This is a genomic window from Arminella tubonensis, from assembly GCF_003240585.1.
Classification (GTDB): Bacteria; Pseudomonadota; Alphaproteobacteria; order Rhizobiales; family Rhizobiaceae; genus Rhizobium; species Rhizobium tubonense.
Map to the genome: position 1 here is coordinate 306,163 of NZ_PCDP01000038.1, position 18,283 is coordinate 324,445.

The 18,283-nt window shown below is 60.7% G+C and carries 16 protein-coding genes; 4 read left to right on the top strand and 12 right to left on the bottom strand.

The features are described 5' to 3' along the window. Window positions 1-3 precede the first annotated feature (3 nt). From murJ to CPY51_RS19000, 9 genes are all read right to left on the bottom strand, one after another. Window positions 4-1,608: a murein biosynthesis integral membrane protein MurJ gene (gene murJ / locus CPY51_RS18960; RefSeq protein WP_111161778.1), complete on the bottom strand. Its 1,605-nt coding sequence runs from the start codon at window positions 1,606-1,608 to the stop codon at window positions 4-6. Next, window positions 1,605-4,508, bottom strand: coding sequence for a [protein-PII] uridylyltransferase (locus tag CPY51_RS18965; RefSeq protein WP_111161779.1), 2,904 nt, complete (start codon window positions 4,506-4,508; stop codon window positions 1,605-1,607). The genes murJ and CPY51_RS18965 overlap by 4 nt, the downstream gene beginning before the upstream one ends. 153 nt (window positions 4,509-4,661) lie before the next feature. Next, window positions 4,662-4,949 (bottom strand): hypothetical protein, encoded by a 288-nt coding sequence (locus CPY51_RS18970; RefSeq protein ID WP_111161780.1) that lies wholly within the window; start codon window positions 4,947-4,949, stop codon window positions 4,662-4,664. Between the two features lie 24 nt (window positions 4,950-4,973). Next, window positions 4,974-7,715 (bottom strand): DNA mismatch repair protein MutS, encoded by a 2,742-nt coding sequence (gene mutS / locus CPY51_RS18975; RefSeq protein WP_111161781.1) that lies wholly within the window; start codon window positions 7,713-7,715, stop codon window positions 4,974-4,976. 139 nt (window positions 7,716-7,854) lie between these two features. Continuing rightward, entirely contained in the window at window positions 7,855-8,733 is an 879-nt protein-coding gene (gene olsB, locus CPY51_RS18980; protein WP_111161782.1) for a l-ornithine N(alpha)-acyltransferase, read from the bottom strand. 142 nt (window positions 8,734-8,875) lie between these two features. After that, window positions 8,876-11,203, bottom strand: a complete 2,328-nt coding sequence (locus CPY51_RS18985; RefSeq protein ID WP_111161783.1) for a hybrid sensor histidine kinase/response regulator — start codon at window positions 11,201-11,203, stop codon at window positions 8,876-8,878. Window positions 11,204-11,258: 55 nt separating this feature from the next. Beyond that, entirely contained in the window at window positions 11,259-11,762 is a 504-nt protein-coding gene (lspA, locus tag CPY51_RS18990) for a signal peptidase II (RefSeq protein ID WP_111161784.1), read from the bottom strand. Next, complete coding sequence (locus tag CPY51_RS18995; RefSeq protein ID WP_111161785.1) at window positions 11,759-12,619, bottom strand: TrmH family RNA methyltransferase; 861 nt, start codon at window positions 12,617-12,619, stop codon at window positions 11,759-11,761. The genes lspA and CPY51_RS18995 overlap by 4 nt, the downstream gene beginning before the upstream one ends. Next, a complete protein-coding gene (locus CPY51_RS19000) occupies window positions 12,616-13,761 on the bottom strand; it encodes a class I SAM-dependent methyltransferase (protein ID WP_111161947.1) in 1,146 nt (381 codons plus the stop codon). Before CPY51_RS19000 ends, CPY51_RS18995 begins: the two co-directional genes overlap by 4 nt. A gap of 110 nt (window positions 13,762-13,871) precedes the next feature. On the opposite strand from CPY51_RS19000, the gene CPY51_RS19005 reads away from it, so the two are divergent. Beyond that, window positions 13,872-14,324, top strand: coding sequence for an SRPBCC family protein (locus CPY51_RS19005; RefSeq protein WP_111161786.1), 453 nt, complete (start codon window positions 13,872-13,874; stop codon window positions 14,322-14,324). Window positions 14,325-14,411: 87 nt separating this feature from the next. Then, the gene (locus tag CPY51_RS19010; protein ID WP_244598720.1) at window positions 14,412-14,825 is read left to right on the top strand and encodes a GNAT family N-acetyltransferase; all 414 of its coding nucleotides are present in this window, start codon (window positions 14,412-14,414) and stop codon (window positions 14,823-14,825) included. A 3-nt stretch (window positions 14,826-14,828) separates the two neighbouring features. On the opposite strand, the gene CPY51_RS19015 is transcribed toward CPY51_RS19010, so the two are convergent. The 3 genes from CPY51_RS19015 to sppA form a co-directional block, all read right to left on the bottom strand. Next, window positions 14,829-15,161 carry a lipopolysaccharide assembly protein LapA domain-containing protein gene (locus tag CPY51_RS19015; RefSeq protein WP_111161788.1) on the bottom strand — a complete coding sequence of 111 codons (333 nt, stop codon included), beginning with the start codon at window positions 15,159-15,161 and terminating at the stop codon, window positions 14,829-14,831. Between the two features lie 213 nt (window positions 15,162-15,374). Then, on the bottom strand, window positions 15,375-15,677 hold the full coding sequence (locus tag CPY51_RS19020; protein ID WP_111161789.1) for an integration host factor subunit beta: 303 nt from the start codon (window positions 15,675-15,677) through the stop codon (window positions 15,375-15,377). Between the two features lie 25 nt (window positions 15,678-15,702). Then, entirely contained in the window at window positions 15,703-16,659 is a 957-nt protein-coding gene (gene sppA / locus CPY51_RS19025) for a signal peptide peptidase SppA (protein ID WP_111161790.1), read from the bottom strand. Between the two features lie 239 nt (window positions 16,660-16,898). On the opposite strand from sppA, the gene lptC reads away from it, so the two are divergent. Further along, entirely contained in the window at window positions 16,899-17,564 is a 666-nt protein-coding gene (gene lptC, locus CPY51_RS19030; RefSeq protein ID WP_111161791.1) for an LPS export ABC transporter periplasmic protein LptC, read from the top strand. Window positions 17,565-17,578: 14 nt separating this feature from the next. Beyond that, the gene (locus CPY51_RS19035; RefSeq protein WP_111161792.1) at window positions 17,579-18,274 is read left to right on the top strand and encodes an LptA/OstA family protein; all 696 of its coding nucleotides are present in this window, start codon (window positions 17,579-17,581) and stop codon (window positions 18,272-18,274) included. Window positions 18,275-18,283 lie beyond the last annotated feature (9 nt).

The window sequence follows — 18,283 nt, forward strand, 5'->3', positions numbered from 1 at the left end:
GCTTCAGAGATCTGGTCCGGCCGGTCCGCTGACAGGCTTCGACGCCGGTGGCTTTCGTTTGAGATTGCGGCGGATCATGCCCAGATCAACGCCGCCGATCAGGAAGGCGACGAGGAAATAGACGACCATCGAGATCAGTATCAATAGAGACAAGGTGGCGGTCTTCGTCAGCAATGACGAACCGGTGGCAAGCAGCGGCTCCCAGCGATGCAACAGGTAGACGATCATTCCGCCCATGGTAGCAGAGGAAACCAGCAACAGCCCGGTGCGGCGGGCGAGCGCCCATTCCCAAGTCAGGTGCCCGCGGCGCAGCAGCGTGACCAGAAGCAGCACCGTGTTGATCCATCCCGCGACCGCCTCGGCCAAAGCGATGCCGCGCTCGGCAAGCAGGGGAAAGAGCAGGATGGAAAGCGCCGAATTGACGAAGACGGCTATGCCGGTGAAGCGCATCGGCGACTTGGTATCCTCCCGGGCATAGAAACCGGGCTGCAGCGCCTTGATCAAAACGAAGCCCGGCAGGCCCAGGCCGAAAATGGCGAGGATCGAACCGACGAGCGCGGTATTGCTGGCGGTGAAGGCACCGCGCTCGTAAAGCACGCGGATGATGTCGTCGGACAGAAGCCACAGGGCGACGGCCGCGGGAAGCGTCAGGAACAGCACGAATTCGATCGACCGGTTCTGGATATTGCCGGCTTCACGCGCATGGCCGGACTTCAACGCCCGGGCAAGTTCCGGCAGAAGCACGACCCCGACCGCGACGCCGACGACGCCGAGCGGCAATTGGTAGATGCGGTCGGCATATTGCAGCGCGGCGATCGCGCCCTCCTTGCTCGAGGCGATGGCCTGACCGATCACCAGATTGATCTGGGTGACACCGCCCGTTATTGCAGCGGGAACGGCAAGGACCAGGAGCCGCTTGACGTTCGGCGTGAAACGCGGAAAGCGCAGGCCGATATTGATGCCGGCATGGCGTACGCCGATATAGACAACGGCCAGCTGGAGTACGCCTGCGACCAGCACAGACCAGGACAAATACCAGGCGGTCGCGAGAGGATCGGAACCGTAGTAGATCGCGTAGAACAGCGCACCGATCATCACGATATTGAGGAAAATCGGTGCGACGGCGGCGGCAAAGAAGTGATGCAGCGAATTCAGCATGCCGCTCATCATCGCTGTCAGCGACATCGACATGAGATAGGGAAACATCACGATCGCCAACCGGACCGTGAGGTCGAACTTCTCGGGATCGTCGGCAAATCCCGGCGCGATGATCCACCTGACCAGGAGTGGCATCGCCAATTCCATGATGACGGTGATGAGGAAGAGCACGGAGAACAGGACGCCGAAGACCTCTTCGGAAAAACGCTTCGCGCCCTCGATACCGTTTGCCTCGATCTCCTTGGCAAACAACGGTACGAAGGCGGCGTTGAACGCGCCTTCGGCAAATAGGCGACGGAAGAGATTTGGAAAACGGAACGCGGCATAGAAGACGTCGGCCATGGGGCCTGTACCGAGGGCTGCAGCCATCAGCGTTTCGCGAGCGAACCCGAAGATGCGGCTGCCGAGCGTAGCTCCGCCGACCGTGGCGAATTTCTTGACGAGGCTCATGCGGCGGAACCGGCTTTCTTGTCAGCGTTCAACAAACGGGTATTGGAAGGCGCGATGATGCCGGACGGCATGCGCTGGCGCAGTTCGTCCTCCTCCCCTGACATCACCGCCTTCAGCCGCGCGATGATATTGCCCCGCTTGTTGTCGTTGGTGATCTTCTGCCCGACGAGGTCGGTGACGTAGAATGTGTCAATAACCTTCTCGCCGAAGGTGGTGATGCGCGCCGACTGGATATCGAGCGACAGATCGGACAAGACCGCCGTGATCTCGGACAGCAGGCCTGTGCGGTCGAGGCATTCGACCTCGATGACGGTGAACTTGTTCGACAGCGTGTTCGACATCGTCACCGACGGCGGGATGACGAAGGCCTTGTTCTTACGGCGGTTCTTCGTCCGCGTCGCGATCACTTCCGGCAGGCGCTTGCGACCGGAGAGCACATCCTCGATCATCTTGCCGATCGTGGCGGCGCGGCGCAGCTCGTCGGCGTCATCGGCGAACTCGCGGTTGATGTGGATGGTGTCGAGCGCCCGGCCGTCCGATGTCGTGAAAATCTGCGCGTCGGCGATATTGGCGCCGGCTGCGGCACAGGCGCCGGCGATCACGGTCAACAGGCGCGGATGGTCGGGCGACAGCACGGTAATCTCGGTGATGGCGTGGAAGCTGTCGGTCCGCACCATCGTCGACAATGCCTGCCCGGCCTTGTCGGTCTGGCGGATGAACTGGGTATGGCGGATCTGGTCTTCGAGCGGCACTGACAGGAGATACGGCTGGTAATGAAGCTTGCTGTAGGTCTTGCGGTCCTTCTGGCTCCAGTCGGAAAGTGCGTTGAACAGCGCATCGGCCGCCGATTTCGCCCTCTCCTTGCGCGAGACCTCGGAGAAGCCGCCTGCCAGCAACAGTTCGGTCTCGTAATAGAGCGTGCGGAGAAGCTGGCCTTTCCAGCCGTTCCAGACGCCGGGACCGACGGCGCGGATATCGCAGACCGTCAGGATCAGCAGCATCTTCAGCCGGTCCAGCGACTGCACGCGGTCGGCGAAATCGGTGATCGTCTTGCGGTCGGTCAGGTCGCGCGTCTGGGCGACCATCGACATCGTCAGATGTTCCTCGATCAGCCAGACGACAATTTCGGTCTGCTTCGGCGAAAGGCCGAAGCGCGGCCCGAGCTTTCGCGCCACCTTGGCGCCGGCTATCGAGTGGTCTTCCTGACGGCCCTTGGCGACGTCGTGCAGCAGAACGGCGACATAGAGTGCGTCCCTGTCCTCGACACCCGGCATCAGCTGGTTGACGAGCGGATGCGTGTCGTTGGCATTGCCCTTGTCGATTTCCGAAAGCACGTCGACGGCGCGAATCAGATGCTCGTCGACCGTATAGTGGTGATACATGCTGAACTGCATCATCGAGACGATCTTGCCGAATTCCGGAATGAAGCGGCCAAGGACGCCTGCCTCGTTCATGCGGCGCAGGATCAGGGCAGGATCGCGCCTGGAAGTCAGGATCGCTAGGAAGAGCCGGTTCGCCTCTTCGTTTTCGCGCAGGTCATTGTCGATCAGCGACAGCGACCGCGTCACCCGTTTTAGCGCGTCGGGGTGAAATTCCAGGCCGTTGATGTCGGCGACGTGGAACAGACGGATAAGGCTGACGGGATCGCGCTTGAAGACATCGGGATTAGCGAGCGCGATGCGGCCGCGATCCTCGACGAATTCGATCGAGCCGGCGATCTTCCGCGAGCGATGGGCAAAGCGACTGATAACGCCGGTCAGACCCGGCGTCGCCTTCGCCTGTTGATCCTCGAGCGCTGCGCAGAGGATGCGCGTCAGGTCACCGACGTCCTTGGCGACGAGGAAATAGTGCTTCATGAAGCGTTCGACGGCCGACAGGCCTGGACGGGCGTTGTAGCCGAGCGCTTCGGCAATCTCGCGCTGGATGTCGAAGGACAGCCGCTCCTCGGCCTTGTTGGTCAGGAAATGCATGTGGCAGCGCACCGCCCACAGGAAGTCCTCGGCCTTCATGAACAGGCGGTATTCGTGGCGGGAGAGCACGCCGAGCTTCACCAGCTCGGCCGGGTCGCGCACGTGGTAGTAATATTTCGAGATCCAGAACAACGTGTGCATGTCGCGCAGGCCGCCCTTGCCCTCCTTGACGTTGGGCTCGACGAGATAGCGCGTATCGCCGGCCTTGCGATGGCGCTCGTCGCGCTCGGCAAGTTTCGCGGCGATGAATTCAGGGCCGGTGTTGGTGACGACTTCCTTGTCGAAACGCGTTTCCAGCTCATGGGCCAGCCGCTCCAGGCCGCAGATGTAGCGCATCTCGAGAATGGCCGTCCGGATGGTCATGTCCGACTTCGACAGGCGGATGCATTCCTCGACGGTGCGGGTGGCGTGGCCGACCTTGAAGCCCATGTCCCAGAGGACATAGAGGACGAATTCGACAGCCTTGTGGGTGTCGTCCTCGGGCTTCGGCAGGAAGAGGAAGAGCAGGTCGATATCCGAACCGGGCGCCAGCGTATCACGGCCATAGCCGCCGACCGCGGTGATCGCGAACTTGTCTTTCTGCCTTGGAAAAATGTGCTGGACGGCGAAGTCGTAGAGAACGGTGATCAGCTGGTCCTGCAGCCAGGAAATCCTATAGGCGCATCGAAGGCCACTTCCGTCCTCGAAGAGCAGTGCCTTGGCCTTTTCGCGACCATCCTGGCTTGCCTTCTTCAAGACAGCCAGCAACGCGTTGCGCAACTCGTCCTTCCTGGCACCGTAGTGCTCGACGAGCGCTTCGCATTCCGCCCTGAGCGCGGCGACATCGAGGATGTCGGAGAAATCGGTATCGTTCGTCGCCATGCGGGGCCGACTTAGGTCCTGATCGTTGCCTGTGGCCGCTTGCTGGCGCACCTGTAGTTTCGTCTGCATGCGCTATAGCCCTTTTGCCCTGCAATTGACACAGGCATAATATGAACCAGACCCTTTAAATTTGACGAAGGCGATGCCCCGATGCCCAAGGCCAACGGCCGCGATTTTGGCAATTGCCGGCGTGCCTGCCGTATCGCTATCGGCAGAAGGATGTCAGGCAGTGACATCCGAAAGTTTCATGTCATTTATGTGATATAGGATCTGTCGCGACTGGGCGCCGATCTTCATCAGCAGTTCGCGGTCGCATTCCCAATAACCAGCCTTCGATATCTTGGTGCTGATGTCGGAAATCTTGCCGCAGGCAATAACGATATCAAGAAGTCCGCGGGCGCTGTTCCATTCGACCACCTCGCTACCTTCGGCAGCCTTGTGCAAGGCTTCGATCGGCGAGAAGCGGTCGGAGAGGTTGCGCACCTCCATGAGAAGATTTTCGATATGCATCGTCGAAGTCCTGCGACGCCTGGATTAACCGGCCTGATTGAGCTTTTTCTTCAGATCGTACAGCGCATCGAGTGCGGTGCGCGGTGTCATGTCGTCGAGGTCCAGCGCCTTCAGCGCCTCCTCTACCTTCGAGGCTCCGCGCGAGCGAGTTGCCTCCTCGCGCCGGACCGCTACCTGGAAGAGCGGCAGATCGTCGATCAGCTGGCTCGCCGGGTTCTTCCTGTCCGCATCTTCCAGCCGCGTCAGCACATCGCGAGCACGGGAGACGACCGAAGCCGGGAGACCTGCGAGCCGCGCCACCTGGATGCCGTATGACCTGTCCGCAGCACCGGGGCCGACTTCGTGCAGGAAGATGACCTCACCGTCCCATTCCTTCACCCGCATCGTGGCATTCGAAAGGCGTCTCAGCTTTTCTGATAGCACGGTCAGCTCGTGGAAATGGGTGGCGAAGAGCCCGCGGCAGCGATTGACCTCGTGGAGGTGCTCGACGGACGCCCAGGCGATCGACAGGCCGTCGAAGGTGGCAGTGCCCCGACCGATTTCGTCGAGGATGACCAGCGACCGCTCGCTCGCCTGATTGAGGATGGCGGCTGTTTCGACCATTTCAACCATGAAGGTCGAACGACCGCGTGCCAGGTCGTCCGAGGCGCCGACCCTTGAAAACAGCCGGTCGACAATGCCGATGTGGGCGGATGACGCCGGCACGAACGAGCCCATCTGCGCCATGATGGCGATCAGCGCGTTCTGGCGGAGAAACGTCGATTTGCCGCCCATGTTCGGCCCGGTCAGGAGCCAGATGGCACCGTCCTTGCCGTCCTCGTGCGGAGACAAGTCACAATTGTTGGCGACGAAAGGCCCGGACGCCTGCCGGCGCAGCGCCTGCTCGACCACGGGATGGCGACCGCCACCGATCGCGAACATCTTGCTGTCATCGACTGTCGGCCGGCAATAGGCCTGTTCCTCGGCCAGTAGCGCCAGCGAGGACGCGACGTCGATGACGGCCAGCGCCCGCGCTCCAGCCTTGATGGCTTCTGCCTCGCCGACGACGGCCCTAACCATCCGATCGAAGGCCTCGAGCTCGATTGTCAGCGCCTGGTCGGCGGCGTTGGCGATGCGGCTTTCGAGGTCGGCAAGCTCGGTCGTGGTAAAACGCATGGCGTTGGCCATGGTCTGGCGATGGATGAAGCGGGCCTTTGCCTCCGCCGTGTCGGTCATCGGACCGGCATTTCCGGCCGTCACTTCGATGAAATAACCGAGCACATTGTTGTGCTTGATCTTCAGCGACTTGATGCCGGTCTCGTCGGCATATTGAAGCTGGAGGCCGGCGATCACCCGCCTGGACTGATCGCGCAGCGCCCGGACCTCATCGAGTTCGGCATTTGCGCCCTGTCGCAGGAAGCCGCCGTCCCGCTTCAGCAGCGGCAATTCGTCGGCGAGCATGGCGCCGAGCATGCTTTCGAGTTCGGCTGGCAGAGCGGCAAGCCCCGAAAGCGCATCGACCAACTCTGTCGGCAGCAAGGCGCGTGAGAGGAAATCCGCAACCGAACAAGCAGCGGCGAGCCCTTGGCGTATCGCCCAGAGGTCGCGCGGCCCACCACGATCGAGCGCAAGCCGGGACAATGCGCGCGGCATATCGGAGACATGCTTCAGCGCATCGCGCAGGTCGCCGCAAAGCGAAGGCTCCTCCAGGAGGAAGCCGATCGAATCCAGCCGCTGGTTGATGCGGTCAGGGTCGGTCAGCGGCGACATCAGGCGCTCGGCAAGCAAGCGCGCGCCGCCGCCGGTCACGGTGCGATCGATCGCCTTCAGCAGCGAGCCGTTGCGATCACCGGACAGCGTGCGGGCGAGTTCGAGATTGCCGCGTGTCGCGGGATCGATGAACAGGGTCGAGGCACCACTTTCCCGCTCGGGCAGGCCCAGCGGCGGGCGCTCGGCAAACTGCGTCTTCTCGACATAGGCGACGGCTGCCGCCGCCGCAGCAAGCTCTGCTCGCGAAAAGGTGCCGAAGCCATCGAGCGTCGCGACGCCGAAGTAGCGGGTGATGCGGCCCTCGGCGCTGGCGCTGTCGAAGAGCACGGCCGGCTGCGGGACGGCGGTGCGGCCCAGCACGTCGAAAACCGGCTTCAAGTCCGGATCGTAGAACATCGTGTCGGGGACGATCAGTTCGCTCGGATCGATCCTGAGGATATCGGCGAGCAGCCGCGACGTTTCCGTTTCGGCCAGTCGGAAGACGCCCGTCGAGATATCTATCCAGGCAAGCGCCAGCTGCGGCTCCGAGGTGCCGCGGATACGCGTCAGAGCCATCAGATAATTGGATTCCGAGGGCGAAAGGAGCTTTTCCTCGGTAATCGTGCCTGGGGTGACAAGGCGGACGACATCGCGCTTGACGACGGATTTCGACCCGCGCTTCCTGGCCTCGGCCGGATCCTCGATCTGCTCGCAGACGGCGACGCGGAAGCCTAGCGAGATCAGCTTCTGAAGATAATCGTCGGCCGCGTGGACCGGCACGCCGCACATTCGGATATCCTGGCCCATGTGCTGGCCGCGCTTGGTCAGCGTGATCCCGAGTGCGCGGGAGGCATCGACGGCATCCTCGAAGAACAGCTCGTAGAAATCTCCCATGCGGTAGAACAGCAGCGAACCGGGATTGTTCGCCTTGATCTCGATATACTGCTCCATCATCGGCGTCGCCGACGCGCGGCTTTCGTCGGAAGCTAGCTCGGCTGCCGAGAAAGCATCGATGCTGGTGACAATTCGTTCGTTCACGGAGGTGCTGTTTTTCCCAAAATGAGATGTCACCCTATCCGTGACCGCCCATTGAAGACAACAGCAATCCGAAACACGGAGCGTGTCGCCCACAAGAGGTTTGGCGTCCGCCTTCAGCGAAGGTGGGACGCCATCTCACTTAACTTGCGAAGCGGCCCGCATCGGCTCCGTAATAGTTTACGTAGCGGTCGGAGATGCTGGCGATCGGCAACACGATCAGCACATCGGTCGTGTTGAAGGCATGATCCACCACGGCGCTGCCGCTTACCATCGCGCCAAGGCGAAGATACCCCTTGATCAGCGGCGGCAGCGTCATCAGCGCCTTGCGCGCATTGATGGCTTCGGTTGGCATCAGGTCCATCGTGCGCGCCAGCGACGGCAGGGCTTCAACAGCCCATTCATCCTTGGCGCGGACGTTGTGGTAGAGGAACGATAGCGCCAGCGCATGCTGCTCCGGAAGGACGCCGGAGAAGGAGGCGCAGCCGAACATGGCGCCCATTCCGTGCTTCAGCGCGTAGGCCCAGTTTCCCTGCCAGAGCAGTTCAACGGTGCGCTTGGTGCGGTAGGCGGGCAGCACGCACGAGCGGCCGAGCTCCATGAAACGCTTGTCGGGATGGCGCGCCAGAAGCGCGTCGGTGGCAAATTCGGAGGCCGAATAGAACCCGCCGTTAGCCATCGCGACTTCCTGCCGAAGAAGGCGGTAGGTCCCGACAATCTGCTCCTCGGTATCGCCTTCGATCGAGCGATCGAGCACCAGCAAATGGTCGCAGATCGCATCATAGCTATCGACGTCGCGCTGGCGGCGCATGGCGTCCGGCGGCAATTGGGCCTTCATTTCCTCGACGAACACACGATAACGCACAGCCTGTGCGGCATCGATCTCGCGCTCGGTTCTAGCGAGGCGAGTTTCAAGATTGCCGATACGGCCAAAGACGTCGCCGGTCACCGGCACGCTCGATTTATTAGATGTCTGAACGGTCTCGCCCTGAGCTTCGCGATTTAACATTTCGATGGACATGGCGACTCCCCTCTACGGGTTGAACTAACGCCATTAAGCAAATCTATACGACAAGAAAGTGACATGCTGCACCGCCAAACGCAAGAACCGTGCCTGCTTTATGTGACAAAGAAAGCGTCGATTCAGTCAATTGAGTGCAGCTTCAATAGTGGCCGATGCGCTTGAATGTCAGGGCCGCCAGGGTCTGGACCTCGTTGATCAGACGCTGCGGATCGGCCGGTTTTGCCATCACCAGATTGGCCCCATTTAAAATGGCGTTGCGGCGGATTTCTTCGCGTCCGTCCGCCGTCAGCACGATTACCGGAACGGGAGGCGAGCCGATGGCGCGCTCATGCGTTCGAAGCCGGGCCAGCATATCCAGTCCATCGCCGCCCGGCATCGAAAGGTCGGTCACGATGATGTCGGGTCGACTTTCGCCGGTTGCCCAGGCGCGGTCGAGCACGCTTTCGAAATCCGCGACCGTGTGAACGTGATGACCGGCCTTCGTCAGCGTGGCACGCACGAGCATGGCATTGACCGGATCATCTTCCGCAAGAAGCACCTGGAGCCCGGTAACAGCCGCGACCGTCGGCAGCGCTGATAAGTCGAAGCCGGGTGGGGTCTCGTTGATTGCCTCGCGCTTTTCCATGCCGCGCATTCGGCCACGCAACACATCGATCAAGGATTGCTCGCGCAGCGGACGGATAAGCCAGGCATCGAAGATATCCAGCGGGCGGGCGCTGCGTTCTTCCGGATTGACGAGAAAGATCTTGCGCAGACCTGGGGCAACCTTTTCCAGCCGATCAGCGAATTCGCGGATGTATTGCGGCGCCATGCGGTGATCGACGATGACGTCGGTCGGCTTGTCGCCGCCGTCCAGCAACTCGGGCGCGAAACTGCCGCCGTCGCCGGGCTCAAGCAGGCTGCAAGTGCCGCCAAGTGTGCGGATCGTATCCGATATGGCAGTGCTGGCAGCGCCTGGGGGCGCAAGCAGCAGCACACGCGTATCTTTCAGCATACTGCCGCGCGCATTCTGCTCGCCGTTGCCTTCCGAGATATGGACGGGGAAGCGGATGGTAAACTCGCTGCCAGTGCCAAGCGTGCTCGCCACGCTCATCGAACCGCCGAATTGCTGCATGATGCGGGCGGAGATCGCAAGGCCAAGACCGGTACCTTCGCTCTTTTCAATGACGCTGCCGGCCTGCTCGAATTCCCCGAAGATTCGCGCCTGCTCTTCCTCGGTCATGCCGGGACCGCTGTCCCTCACCGTGATAACGAGGTCGCCGCCTTCGATGCCTGCGCGAATGAAGACGCCGCCAGTCTGCGTAAACTTCACGGCATTGCCAATGATATTGAAGAGCACCTGGCGCAATCGGGCCGGATCGAAATCCATCGGCTCGGGGACCTCGGCAGAAACGGTCGCGCCGATCTCGATACCCTTTTCGTGGGCGCGATGAGCGAGCATCTCCACGACACTCTCAAGCAATCGGCGGAGGGATTCCGAGCGTGGGTGAAGCTCGAAGCGGCCGACCTCCATCGTGGAGAAATCCAGTAGATCCTCGACAAGCTGGACCAGCGCATTGCCAGACTGGCGAATGCCGGTCAGGTAGTTGGCCTGCTCGAGCGTCATGCGCGTCTGCGTCAACAGATGGCTCATCCCGAGGATGCCCGACAGCGGCGTGCGGATTTCGTGGCTGACGGTGGCAAGCAGGCGCGACTTGGCGGCGCTGCTGTATTCGGCCTTCATCCTCGCTTCCTCGCGGATTCGGGCGGCAATCCGTTCGGCGGTGACCTCGCGCGCTATGCTTTGCATCATCAGCTTCCCGGAAGTCGGGTCGCGGCTGGTCACATCGTGCCAGACGAAGATGCGCTGGCCCTCAGGCGTCGACAGCTCGACGTCGTAGCAATTCGGCTCCATGCCTGGCCGGAATGCAAGACCGATTTCTTCGCAGGTCATGCCTTCCGGACGCATCTTTCCCGTCAGTTTCCTGAAGGTGGCATTGGCGCGAACAATCCGTCGGTTGAGGCCGCGTGTCACTGCGATGTCGCCAAGCGCGTCGTGCACGGTCGCAAGCAGGCTGGCGTTCTCGTCACGCTCCCATTGCCTGTCGTGCAGGTGCTCATTGCCGGTCGCCTCGAGCGCAGGCACCCTCACGAAGGTCGGACGCCACTTGCGGGCAAGCTCGACAACAGCGATCGCCAAGGCGACGAAGCCAAGCAGGGCAGCGAGTGCGAGGGGACCTCCGGCATAGCCGACGGCGAACATCACCACGCCGACAATGAAACCACCGCCACCGAGCCACTTGCGATGAAGACGCTCTGAAAACCGCAGCGGCTGGGGTGTTGCGGAAAACGTTTGATCACTTTGCGCCTGCGGCCTTTCGGGGGCGCGCGTGGTCGGCTTCGTTTCAGTTGTCGTCGCATGAGGTTTGAGCGCGCCATTTGAGATGGCGGACGAAAGCCGTTCCTGCAGGTGCGACAGAGTGCTCATGTGCATTTGCTAACACGATCATCGTTCCAAATGCCTAACGGAGAATCATAAGATTTTAGGCTTTTGCCTTTTTTGGCAGGAGCAATTCGTCCAGAATAACTGCCGCCGCGCCAACGGTAATGAAGCTGTCAGCAAGGTTGAACACGGCAAAAGACCATGTCTCGGTATGAAACAGGATGTAGTCGATCACGTGACCGTAGAGAAACCTATCGACCAGATTGCCGAGTGCCCCAGCAATAATCAGCGCGAAGCCGAGATGGGCAAGCCAGCGATCCTCTTCCGATCGACGCCACAGCCACAATACGAAGACGACGATGACAAGGCGCATACCAACGATCAGCCAGCCATCCATGCCTGACAGCATGGAGAAGGCGACGCCAACATTGTACGTGCGGTAGAGCGCGAGCATCGGGACGACCGGCACGGCTTCCTGCAATGGCAGAAAGCGATCGACCGCGGTCTTGACGATCTGGTCGAGGATCACCGCGAGAGCGATAAAGATCAGGATCGGCAGCGGCCTGGAAAAGAGTGCTGGCTTTGAAGGCATGGAAACAGTCATCGGGTCTCGCTTAGCGTCAGAACGTGGCGACGGGCTTCGAAGAGCATCACGGCGGTGGCGACTGCCAGATTGAGGCTGTCGGCGCGACCTGCCTGCGGTATGCGCGCAAGCGCATCTGCCTGGGTTGCCAGAGCGTCCGGCAAGCCGGACTGCTCGTTGCCCATCAGCAGAACGACAGGCTTCCTCTTGTAATCGATCGTCCGATAGTCGACGGCGCCGGCAAGGTGCGTGGCGACGACCGAAACGCCGACGGTCTTTTTCCAGGCAAGAAACTCTTCCTGCGTGGCCTTTGCGACCGGCACGGCGAAGACGGACCCCATTGTCGCCCGCACGGTTTCAATCGAGAACGGATCCGTTGCGTCGCCGACGAGGATCACGCCCGATGCGCCCGCCGCGTCGCAGGTCCGGATGATGGTTCCGAGATTGCCCGGATCGCGGACGCGGTCCAGCGCAACCCAGGTCTCTCCGTCCCTGGGGCGGATGTCCTTGAGAGGCTTCCAGCGCTGGTCGAAGACGCCGACGACCATCTGAGGATTGTCGCGGCGGGTTATCGAGACCAGCACCTTTTCATTGACCTCGAGCACAAGACCGCCTGAGGCGACAGTCCTTGCGGCCATCTGCTCGACCAGCGGCTTGCTCTTGGCAGTCTTGGCATAGACCAGCGTGCGGATGGTCCAGCCGAGCTCGAGCGCATCGATGACGAGCTTCAGCCCTTCCGCAATGAACGTGCCGGTTTCCTCGCGCGACTTCTTCTGCGTCAGCGCCTTGATATCCTTGATGATCGGGTTGGCAAGAGAGGTGATTTCCTTCACCTGCCCGACCTTGCGGGGGCCGCCTTCGCGGTGGTCATTGTTCATTTCGGCACCCAGCGGCTGAAGAGGGATGTGGAGAGCGCCCTGCCCGACGTCTTGCCGTCGAGCCCCGCCTCGCGAATGACGAGCTCGCCGGATTCGACCGCGCCGCCGCTGCCGCGCATGGTCTCGCGCATCAACTCGTGGATCGAATAGAAGCTGGCGCGGATCGAATAGGCGGTCAGCACCAGGCCGAGCGCCTGCGGCGACGATATCGCGCGGCAGATATCCAGCATCATCGGCAGATGTTCGAAAAGATGCCACACCTCGCCGTTCGGACCGCGGCCGAATTTCGGTGGGTCGGTCAGGATGATGTCATAGGTATTTCCGCGCCGCTCCTCGCGCAGGATGAACTTCATGGCATCCTCGCAGATCCAGCGGATGGGCAAATCTTCCATCCGACCCAGTGCCTGGTTCTCACGGCCCCAACCGATAGCTTTCTTCGACGCGTCGACATGAGTGACCTCCGCGCCGGCGGCGGCGGCAACGAGGGACGCAACGCCAGTGTAGCCGAACAGATTGAGTACCTTCAGCGGTCGGCTCGACGCTTCGATCTGCTGCTTCATCCACTCCCAGTGGACGATCTGCTCCGGGAAGACGCCGACGTGGCGGAACGAGGTGAAGCGGCCAAGAAAATCGACGCCGAGCAGCTGCAACGGCCATGTCTCACCGAGAACCTGCCGCGGAAAACGCCAGCGGCCCATGCCGTCTTCCTCGGTATCGCCGGTGAATATCGCGTCGGCATTGTCCCAGATGTGCGCGGGCAGCGTTGGCTGCCAGAGGGCCTGCCCCTCAGGCCGCACGATACGATAGGGACCGTATTGTTCGAGCTTCAGGCCGTTGCCGGTGTCGATCAGGTGGAAGTCGCCTGCGCCGAGCGATTCGAGGATGACAGGCACGCGTTCGGGCGGACGATCGCCGATGCGGGCGATCAGCGGGCGTTCGGGCGCGCTGGCGGCGCCTACGGGATCGCGCTGCTCGACAGCTCGCTCGCTGCGTTTCCCGGCGTCACGGGCAGGCCCTTGGTCGCGGGACGGCTTTGCCGGCGGCTTTCCAGGCTTGTAGCCAGCGTCGGCGCGCCTGTCATTCGTTCTTCCCGGCCCGGCCGAAGACCTCTGCCCTGGCCGGCTTTCCCTGTGTTTCACCATGCTTGTCTCTATATTGACGTAAGCGAGCAAATAGCATCTGGGCGGCGCTTGGCAAAGCGCTTTCCAATCTGCGATTATCGACCATAAATATTGTCACGAAAGGATTGCCAGTGGACATGACCGGGGAGGAGCGGATCACCGCGCCGAGGGATGTGGTTTGGGCAGCCCTCAACGATCCCGAGGTCATCAAGCAGTGCATTCCCCGGTGCGAGAGTTTCGAACGCATTTCGCCAACCCAATTCGTGGCGGTGCTCAAGATCAGGATTGGTCCACTTTCAGCCTCGTTCAACGGCGAAGTGACACTGTCCAACGTCAATGGCCCCGAGAGCTACACCATATTCGGCGAGGGCAAGGGCGGAATCGCCGGTTTTGCCAAGGGCGGTGCGGACGTGGTCCTCAAACCGGATGGCGCCGAGACCATTCTGCAATATGAAGCCAGAGGCGAAATCGGCGGCCGGATTGCCCAGCTCGGCTCGCGGCTGGTCGCATCGAGCGCCAAGAAGCTCGCACAACAGTTCTTTTCCGACTTCAACGCGGTGGTGAGCGCCAAAGCAGATGCCTGAGTTGAAATCGCATACGCCTTCGCTAAATCTCGATTCATGAGCTTGTCGATTGGACTTTGGACAATAAGGCGGGCGCGGGCGGAAGAGATGCCGACGCTTGCCGACATTTACCTCACGGTGCGCCGGACGACGTTCACCTGGGTGGACCCCGGGCGATTCCATCGCGAGGATTTCTCGACACATACCAAGGACGAAACTCTATTCGTCTGCCACAACGAAGATTGCGGCATCGCCGGGTTCCTCGCACTTTGGGAGCCGGAAAATTTCATCCACATGCTTTACATCAGGCCGGAATTCCAGGGACAGGGCGCAGGCACAGCGCTTCTGAACGCTCTGCCGAATTGGCCGCGGCGGCGCTACCGGCTGAAATGCCTCGTGAAAAACAAGCGGGCCCTGGCCTACTACGAGGCAATGGGCTTCGAAGTCAGCGGCTTCGGGGCATCGCCCGAGGGCGACTACAAGGATATGGAACTGGTCACAACAGCGGGCCGCATCCGATAGCCGTCACTTCGACGGAAGGTGCGATGCGATCTGTTCGGCACGGCTGCGGTGGCGGTCGGCTTCGGCCTGCCAGCGGACCGCCTCCCGGGCTTCGTTGCGGGCGCGCCTGCGATGCCTGCCCTGGGTAAACCATGTCGCCGCCGAGCCTACGACCATACCGACGATCAGGGCGAGAAACAGGAATACGAAGAGGGGCGCATTGACCGCAAGCACCTGGTCTTCGGGCCGAAAGGGATTGAAGGCAAGCGATACGACCTGGCGGTTGGCGACGCAGAAGATGATCAGGACGATACCGAGCGGGAGCAGCACCAAAAGGTTCGTGATCTTCCTTGCCATTTCGTCGTTCTCCTACTTTGCGGCATCACCTCACCCGGAGAATCTCCCGGATCAAGCGATGGGATGCCTAGCATACCACACGCGACCTCTGGAAGAGGACCGGGTTCCGCCGCTGGATTGACGGCGTTCGATCTAGGTTGCGGAGAATAAGCGAGATGGGCCGGAGTTCAAGTGTCGCCGCGCCTCGAAGGCAGGCGATCGCCGAAGCAGCGCCTAGTTGTCGTCCACGTCTGCGCCATCGGGATTAAGGCGTTCGCGCAGTTCCTTGCCGGTCTTGAAAAAGGGAACCCACTTCTCTTCGACGAAGACGGTATCGCCCGTGCGAGGGTTGCGGCCGGAGCGCGACGGCCGGTTTTTCACCGAGAAAGCGCCGAACCCACGTAGCTCCACCCGGTTGCCGGCGGCCAGGGCATCGGTGATCTCGTCGAGGACCGCGTTGACAATATTTTCGACGTCGCGGTGGTAAAGATGCGGATTTCGCGCCGCAACAATCTGTACCAATTCCGATTTGATCACTGTGGCCCCCTAAATCATTGATTTATCAACGCGCGACACCCTGCCAAAGAGAAAGCAGGCCGTCAAGAAACAACTTCTCGGTTAGCAGTTTCTGGAGGTCCGTTCCCTTCATGAAATCACCATAACCGAGGACATTTATCAACTGGGAAGCAGCGCCCGAAAAGAAGAATGGCGAAGTCCTGCTCGGAGCCTCCCAATCGACGATCGGCAGGTCTTTCTTGACCTTGCGAGTTTCGAGATAGGACCTGATGTCGTCCTCTCCGCCGAGGCTATCCACGAGCTTGTTCTGAAGCGCCTGGCGGCCGGTGAAGATACTGCCGTCGGCGAGCTTCAGCACCTGATCGCGCGGCAGCTTGCGGCGATCGGCAACCAAATCGACGAACCAGGCATAGCTGTCCATGACCATGCTGCGGATCATGGTTTTCGCCTCTTCGGGCGGCGGATGGAAGGGTGATGGCTCGGCCTTCATGGGCGCCGACTTTATTTCATCCATGGAAATGCCGATCTTGTCGAGCAGGTCCTTCGTCTGCGGATACTGGAAGATGACGCCGATCGACCCGGTGATCGACGTTTCGCCGGCGATGATGTCGTCGCCGGCCGTGGCAATCATATAACCGGCGGAGGCTGCGACCGTGCGGATATCGGAGACGACCGGCTTCTTCGACGCCACGTCGCGGATCGCCTTGAAGATGCGCTCCCCGCCATAGGTCGTACCGCCGGGGGATGAGATCGAGACGATCAGGGCTTTGACCTGCTTGTCGTCCTTGATCTTCTTCAACCGTTCCAGCAATTCTTGATCGTCCTGAATGAGGCCCGTGATGCTGACGCGGGCGATTTGCGGGCCGCTCGTGCCGGAAAAATCGCCACCGACAAAACGGTACAGGGCAAAACCAAGTGCAATCAACAGGATAACGGCGACAATGCGCCAGAAGCCAACCCTGCGGCGCAATTGCCTGCGATCCGCGATTGCAGAACTGTCCATGAGACCCTATTTCCTTCCATGCCAGTGGTGTGACATTCACGCTTCCAATCCAGCGCCCTTTCGAATAGGGCAGGTTCGGGTCGCCTGAAATCGTCATGATTTGGACGTTATGGCTATATTGTTTGTTGCAGAAAAAAATCCATATTGGCAACCCTATGCAATAATGCGAAATGGTCAGGTAAGCTTGCTCGTTTATTGGGCAGAGCATCCTTCAGGACCGAGACAGACGGACCCATTGCATGCTCAACACTCTTGAGACTTCGGAGCAGGCGAGAAACACTGCGCGTGAGATGAATGCGTACAAGGACGCACTGTTTCATTCTGCGCGCGTGAAAAAGCTGAAATTCCTGCTTCCGATCGCGGCGCTCGTCATTTCGATGATCTTTATCGCGGTCTCCGTCGTGCGTGCCTATCTGCCCGAAAACATCAAGATTGAAGGCGCAAAGATCGAGGATGGCAAGGTCGTCATGGAGAAACCCGCTATCGCCGGGCGCAATGCGGACGGAATCAACTATTCCATGATCGCCGAAAAGGCGCTGCAGGATCTCAAGGATCCCAACATGATCACGCTGAAGAACATCAAGGCGGCAATGCCCGTCAACGACGGAGTGATCGCCCACGTCATCGCGCTGAGCGCCGATTTCAACCGCGCCGCCGACACCCTCAAGCTGACCGAGCCCTTCACTGTCACCATGGACAACGGGGTTCGGGCCGAATTCAAGGCAGCCGACCTTGATGTCAAGGCCGGCAGCCTTATAACCGACCAGCCCGTTGCGATCCAAAAAGGCAACGCGTCCGTTGTTGCACAGTCGCTCAAGATGACGGATAAGGGAACCGTTATCGAATTCGACGGGCAGGTTCGCATGCATATCGACCCCGCCACCATCCACAATTCAGGCACCTAACAGCCGGACGGCCCATGACAAACAATCGTCGTATCCTATTTTCCAGCACTGTCGTTCGCAAAGCCGCTCTGGCCGGAGCGGTTGCTGTATTTTCACTGATCGTTGCCGCAGGCGCCGAGGCGCAGACGTCGACCACCAAGCAGATGCCGGGCCTGCAGCTTTCCAAAGACCAGCCGATCCAGATCGAAAGCGACAAGCTTGAAATCCACGATCAGGACAGCACCGCTGTATTCACCGGCAAGGTCAATGTGGTTCAGGGTACGACCACGATGCAGGCTGGTAAGATGATTGTCTTCTACAAGAAGAAGCCGCAGCCAGATGACGCCGCCAACGCAAAGACGGATTCCGCCGCGAAGCCGGCGGCGACCGCTTCGACCGATACCAAGAAGACGGATGCCAAGAAACCCGCCACGAGCGATTCCGTCGTGTCAGGCGATGCCGACATCGACCATATCCTGGTATCCGACAAGGTCTACATCGTCTCCGGTACGCAGACGGCGACGGCTGACAACGGCTCTTTCGATATGGCAGGCCAGTTGGCAATCCTCAAGGGTGACAAGGTGGTGCTGACCGACGGGCCGAACGTATTCACGGGCTGCCAGCTGACGGTGCACATGCAAACCGGCGAGGCGCAGTTGGACAGCTGCGGCGGTCGAGTGCAGATCCAGCTGGATCCGAAGTCGAAACCGACCCCGCAAAAAACGAACTGATTGCCGGAC

Excerpts from the sequence above, each read along its gene's own strand:
- murJ (WP_111161778.1), bottom strand. The coding sequence starts at position 1,608 with ATGAGCCTCGTCAAGAAATTCGCCACGGTCGGCGGAGCTACGCTCGGC.
- CPY51_RS18965 (WP_111161779.1), bottom strand. The coding sequence starts at position 4,508 with ATGCAGACGAAACTACAGGTGCGCCAGCAAGCGGCCACAGGCAACGAT.
- CPY51_RS18970 (WP_111161780.1), bottom strand. The coding sequence starts at position 4,949 with ATGCATATCGAAAATCTTCTCATGGAGGTGCGCAACCTCTCCGACCGC.
- olsB (WP_111161782.1), bottom strand. The coding sequence starts at position 8,733 with ATGTCCATCGAAATGTTAAATCGCGAAGCTCAGGGCGAGACCGTTCAG.
- CPY51_RS18985 (WP_111161783.1), bottom strand. The coding sequence starts at position 11,203 with ATGAGCACTCTGTCGCACCTGCAGGAACGGCTTTCGTCCGCCATCTCA.
- lspA (WP_111161784.1), bottom strand. The coding sequence starts at position 11,762 with ATGACTGTTTCCATGCCTTCAAAGCCAGCACTCTTTTCCAGGCCGCTG.
- CPY51_RS18995 (WP_111161785.1), bottom strand. The coding sequence starts at position 12,619 with ATGAACAATGACCACCGCGAAGGCGGCCCCCGCAAGGTCGGGCAGGTG.
- CPY51_RS19000 (WP_111161947.1), bottom strand. The coding sequence starts at position 13,761 with ATGGTGAAACACAGGGAAAGCCGGCCAGGGCAGAGGTCTTCGGCCGGG.
- CPY51_RS19010 (WP_244598720.1), top strand. The coding sequence starts at position 14,412 with ATGCCGACGCTTGCCGACATTTACCTCACGGTGCGCCGGACGACGTTC.
- CPY51_RS19015 (WP_111161788.1), bottom strand. The coding sequence starts at position 15,161 with ATGGCAAGGAAGATCACGAACCTTTTGGTGCTGCTCCCGCTCGGTATC.
- sppA (WP_111161790.1), bottom strand. The coding sequence starts at position 16,659 with ATGGACAGTTCTGCAATCGCGGATCGCAGGCAATTGCGCCGCAGGGTT.
- lptC (WP_111161791.1), top strand. The coding sequence starts at position 16,899 with ATGCTCAACACTCTTGAGACTTCGGAGCAGGCGAGAAACACTGCGCGT.
- CPY51_RS19035 (WP_111161792.1), top strand. The coding sequence starts at position 17,579 with ATGACAAACAATCGTCGTATCCTATTTTCCAGCACTGTCGTTCGCAAA.